4 protein-coding genes are annotated in these 5,242 nt (G+C 39.0%); all 4 read left to right on the top strand.

All coding sequences use genetic code 11. The annotated features are described in order from the left end of the window. Positions 1 to 161 precede the first annotated feature (161 nt). Positions 162 to 1,202 (top strand): phosphoribosylformylglycinamidine cyclo-ligase, encoded by a 1,041-nt coding sequence (purM, locus tag V7183_RS16770; protein ID WP_097897092.1) that lies wholly within the window; start codon positions 162 to 164, stop codon positions 1,200 to 1,202. Continuing rightward, complete coding sequence (gene purN / locus V7183_RS16765) at positions 1,199 to 1,786, top strand: phosphoribosylglycinamide formyltransferase (RefSeq protein ID WP_335360228.1); 588 nt, start codon at positions 1,199 to 1,201, stop codon at positions 1,784 to 1,786. Before purM ends, purN begins: the two co-directional genes overlap by 4 nt. A gap of 24 nt (positions 1,787 to 1,810) precedes the next feature. Continuing rightward, positions 1,811 to 3,346, top strand: coding sequence for a bifunctional phosphoribosylaminoimidazolecarboxamide formyltransferase/IMP cyclohydrolase (gene purH, locus V7183_RS16760; protein ID WP_335360227.1), 1,536 nt, complete (start codon positions 1,811 to 1,813; stop codon positions 3,344 to 3,346). Between the two features lie 437 nt (positions 3,347 to 3,783). Further along, positions 3,784 to 5,049 carry a phosphoribosylamine--glycine ligase gene (gene purD, locus V7183_RS16755; RefSeq protein ID WP_335360226.1) on the top strand — a complete coding sequence of 422 codons (1,266 nt, stop codon included), beginning with the start codon at positions 3,784 to 3,786 and terminating at the stop codon, positions 5,047 to 5,049. The last annotated feature ends 193 nt before the right edge of the window (positions 5,050 to 5,242 follow it).

Genomic DNA, 5,242 nt, shown 5'->3' with positions numbered 1-5,242 from the left:
GTAAAAACAGAAAGAGCAAACGAGTGTAGGTTACTTTGTATTCTGCATAGCAGGGAATTTAGATGCCGAAAAATTAAAATGGATTTATATAAAACATACTCTCTTTATAAAGAGAGAGCCCGCTTGGGTGGGAGAAATTAAAAGACGAGGTGTAAAAAACGATGGCGAATGCATATAAGCAAGCAGGAGTAGATATTGAAGCTGGATATGAAGCGGTATCTCGCATGAAAAAACATGTACAAACAACAATGAGAAAAGAAGTGCTAGGCGGACTAGGCGGTTTTGGAGGTATGTTTGATCTATCAAAATTTGCATTGGAAGAACCCGTATTAGTATCTGGAACAGATGGCGTAGGTACAAAATTGATGCTCGCTTTCATGATGGATAAACATGACACGATTGGTATTGATGCAGTAGCAATGTGTGTAAATGATATTGTTGTCCAAGGGGCAGAACCGCTTTTCTTCCTTGATTACATTGCTTGTGGTAAAGCAGAACCTAGTAAAATTGAAAACATCGTCAAAGGTATATCAGAAGGTTGTCGTCAAGCTGGTTGTGCACTAATTGGCGGGGAAACAGCTGAGATGCCAGGTATGTATTCTACTGAAGAGTACGACTTAGCAGGCTTTACTGTTGGTATTGTCGATAAAAAGAAAATTGTAACAGGGAATTCGATTGAAGCTGGTCATGTGTTAATTGGCTTAGCGTCTAGCGGTATTCATAGTAATGGTTATTCTTTAGTGCGAAAAGTGTTATTAGAAGATGGCAAACTATCTTTAGACTGTATACATGGTCATTTAGAACTACCTCTTGGTGAGGAATTATTAAAGCCAACGAAAATTTATGTCAAACCTATTTTAGAGCTATTGAAGAAATATGAAGTATATGGCATGGCACATATTACAGGTGGAGGCTTTATTGAAAATATTCCACGTATGTTGCCCGAAGGAATCGGTGCAGAAATTGAACTAGGATCTTGGCAAATTCAACCGATTTTTAGTTTACTTCAAGAGGTTGGAAACCTAGAAGAGAAAGAGATGTTCAATATTTTTAACATGGGTATTGGTATGGTAGTTGCAGTAAAAGAAGAAGATGCAGAAGCTGTTGTAGGGCTTCTTGCAGAACAAGGAGAAAAAGCACATATTATTGGACGTACTGTAACAGGATCAGGTGTTACTTTTAATGGGGGCACAGGGCTATGAGTAGATTGGCAGTCTTTGCCTCTGGAAGCGGATCGAACTTTCAGGCGCTCATTGATGCTGTAGAAGAAAAAAGATTACAAGCTGATATCAATTTGCTAGTATGTGATCGACCTGAAGCACGTGTGATGGAACGGGCACATTGTCACGGCGTACCATGTTTTGCTTTTTCAGCGAAAGAATATAAATCAAAAGAAATATTTGAAAATGAGATATTAAAAAAACTACGAGAATATGAGATTGATTGTGTTATTTTAGCGGGATATATGCGTTTGATTGGCCCTACATTACTGGAAGCATACGGTGGTAAGATCATTAACATTCATCCGTCATTATTACCAAGTTTTCCAGGGAAAGATGCCGTAGGACAAGCGTTAGAAGCTGGTGTGAAAGTAACAGGAGTGACCATCCATTACGTTGATGCGGGTATGGATACAGGACCAATTATTGCACAAGAAGCAGTAACAGTTTCTGAAACGGATACGAGAGAGAGTTTACAAAAGAAAATTCAGCATGTGGAACATAGATTGTACGTAGATACGGTAAACAAAATTGTTCAATTTATGAAAGAGAAGGCTGTTAAATAACATTCAACTAGGGGTGAAGGATAAATGAAAAAGCGTGCATTAGTAAGTGTTTCAAATAAAACAGGTGTTGTAGAATTTGTTAAGGGGTTGCTTGAACAAGGGATTGAAGTTATTTCAACAGGTGGAACGAAAAAATTATTAGAAGAAAACGGCTTACAAGTAATTGGTATTTCTGAAGTAACAGGCTTCCCAGAAATTATGGATGGTCGTGTAAAAACATTACATCCAAACATTCATGGTGGTTTACTTGCAGTACGTGATAATGAAACGCATGTAGCACAGATGAATGAATTAGGTATCGAGCCAATCGACTTTGTTGTTGTAAACTTATATCCATTTAAAGAAACAATTGCTAAGCCTGATGTAACGTTTGCTGATGCAATTGAAAATATTGATATCGGTGGCCCAACGATGATTCGTTCAGCTGCGAAAAACCATAAATTTGTATCAGTTATCGTGGATCCAACAGATTATGACGTTGTATTAGCTGAGCTAAAAGAAAATGGTGAAGTTACGGATGAAACAAAACGTAAATTAGCAGCAAAAGTATTCCGTCATACAGCGGCATATGATGCATTAATTTCTAACTATTTAACGGAACAAATGGGAGAAGAAAGCCCAGAAACATTAACAGTAACATTTGAGAAAAAACAAGATTTACGTTACGGAGAAAACCCGCATCAAAAAGCAACGTTTTATAAAGCACCATTTGCAGCAGCTTCTTCTGTTGCATATGCAGAGCAGTTACACGGAAAAGAACTATCTTATAACAATATCAATGACGCGGATGCAGCCCTTAGCATCGTGAAAGAATTTACAGAACCAGCAGTGGTAGCAGTAAAACATATGAATCCATGTGGAGTTGGCGTTGGTACTGATATTTATGAAGCATATACACGTGCTTATGAAGCGGATCCAGTATCAATCTTCGGCGGTATTATTGCAGCGAATCGTGAAATTGATAAAAGTACAGCAGAAAAATTACATGAAATTTTCTTAGAAATTATCATTGCTCCTTCTTTCACACAGGAAGCTTTAGAAGTATTGCAAAGTAAGAAAAACTTACGCCTGTTAACTGTTGATATAGCTAAAGTTGCAACAGCTAGTAAAAAGTTAACTTCTATTCAAGGTGGTTTACTTGTACAAGAAGAGGATACATTGGCATTAGAAGACGCGACAATCACAGTTCCAACGAAGCGTGAACCAACAGAGCAAGAATGGAACGATTTAAAATTAGCTTGGAAAGTTGTAAAACACGTAAAATCAAATGCGATTGTGTTAGCGAAAGATAACATGACAATTGGCGTTGGTGCCGGACAAATGAACCGTGTTGGCTCTGCAAAAATTGCAATCTCGCAAGCTGGTGACAAAGCGCAAGGAAGTGCACTTGCATCTGATGCATATTTCCCAATGCCAGATACAGTAGAAGAAGCTGCTAAAGCGGGTATTACAGCAATCATTCAACCTGGTGGATCGATTCGTGATGAAGATTCTATTAAAAAAGCAGACGAGTTTGGTATTACAATGGTATTCACTGGCGTACGTCATTTCAAACATTAATAGAGGAAGTTCAAAAAGTCCGGTTAAGATAGCTGTCGCATTTCTTCGTTACGTCGCCAGTGCGGTACTCATGTAGTGTAAGCTACACTCCGTATCCTCCTGGCTTCCGTGCCTCGAACTGCTCGGCTCTCTTTATCCTCCTTTTTAAACTTGTATGAATAGAGGAAGTTCAAAAAGTCCGGTTAAGATAGCTGTTGCATTTCTTCGTTATGTCGCCAGTGCGGTACTCATGTAGTGTAAGCTACACTCCGTGTCCTCCTGGCTTCCGTGCCTCGAACTGCTCGGCTCTCTTAATCCTCTTTTTTTAACTTGTATTAATAGAGGAAGTTCAAAAAGTCCGATAAAGACAGCCTTCTTTTTGAACGCAAACAAATAGAAAAACAAAATAGGAGCATTGCTCCTATTTTGTACTTATTTGAGTAATGGAGGATGAAAATATGAATGTTTTAGTAATCGGCCGCGGTGGGCGTGAGCACGCTTTAGCTTGGAAGTTTGCGCAGTCTGAGCAGGTAGAAACGGTATATGTAGCACCGGGAAATGAAGGTATGAAAGATGTAGCAATACCAGTTGCTATTGACGAAAATGATTTTGATGCACTTATTTTATTTGCGAAAGAGAATAATATAGGTTTAACATTCGTTGGTCCAGAAATTCCGCTTATGAATGGAATTGTTGACCGTTTTGAAGCAGAGGGACTTCGTGTATTTGGCCCTAATCAGGCAGCTGCTGTAATTGAAGGTAGTAAAGCTTTTACAAAAGAGCTTATGAAAAAGTATGATATCCCAACAGCGGGATATGAATCATTCACAAACTATGAGGAAGCAGTAGCGTATATTCAAAAAGTTGGTGCACCAATTGTCATTAAAGCGGATGGCTTAGCGGCTGGTAAAGGTGTAACAGTAGCGATGACATTGGAAGAAGCGCTACAAGCTGTAAAAGAAATGCTGCAAGATGTAAAGTTTGGTGAAGCGAGTAAAAAGGTTGTTATTGAAGAATTTTTAGAGGGACAAGAATTTTCTCTTATGGCATTCGTAAATGGAACAGCTGTGTATCCGATGGTAATTGCACAAGATCATAAACGCGCTTTTGACGGTGATAAAGGACCGAATACAGGAGGAATGGGTGCCTATTCTCCAGTGCCACAAATTCCAGAATCAGCGGTTGAAATAGCAATCGAGACAGTGTTACATCCAACTGCTCAGGCGATGATCCAAGAAGGGCGTTCATTTACTGGTATTTTATATGCAGGTCTTATTTTAACAAGCGAAGGCCCGAAAGTAATTGAATTCAATGCTCGCTTTGGTGACCCGGAAACAGAAGTTGTATTACCTCGTTTAGACAACGATTTAGTGGACGTATGTAATAGCGTGTTAGATAGAGAAGAATTAACGCTTAAATGGTCTGAAGAAGCAGTTATTGGTGTAGTGCTTGCTTCAAAAGGGTATCCAGAAGCATATGAAAAAGGTGCTGTTATTCGCGGGCTAAATACATTAGAAGGCGTAACTGTCTTTCATGCAGGAACAGCTGTGAAAGATGGGGATTTTGTAACAAACGGTGGGCGTGTGCTATTTGTTGCTTGTAAAGGAAAGGACTTACAAGAGGCGAAGGATAAGGTGTATGGAGAAATCACGAAAATTGAGAGTACTGGTTTGTTTTATCGAAGTGATATAGGATATCGCGCGATTGCGAAAGTAGATTGCTAGAAGCTAACATATTTTATATAAATACAAGTAAAAAACCGATATAAAAACCCTTCTTTTTAGGTGGGGGAGAGCATCTGGCCATGCATAGAAGCGGTCAGGGCCTTTTTCTGCCACATGCGAAGTAAAAACAGAAAGAGCAAACGAGTGTAGGTTACTTTTTATTCTGCATAGCAGGGATTTAGATGTCGAAAAA

Source organism: Bacillus sp. JJ1127 (genome assembly GCF_036965845.1).
GTDB lineage: Bacteria > Bacillota > Bacilli > Bacillales > Bacillaceae_G > Bacillus_A.
Note: the sequence above shows the minus strand (reverse complement) of the source record. Positions and strands in the feature narration are given on the sequence as shown.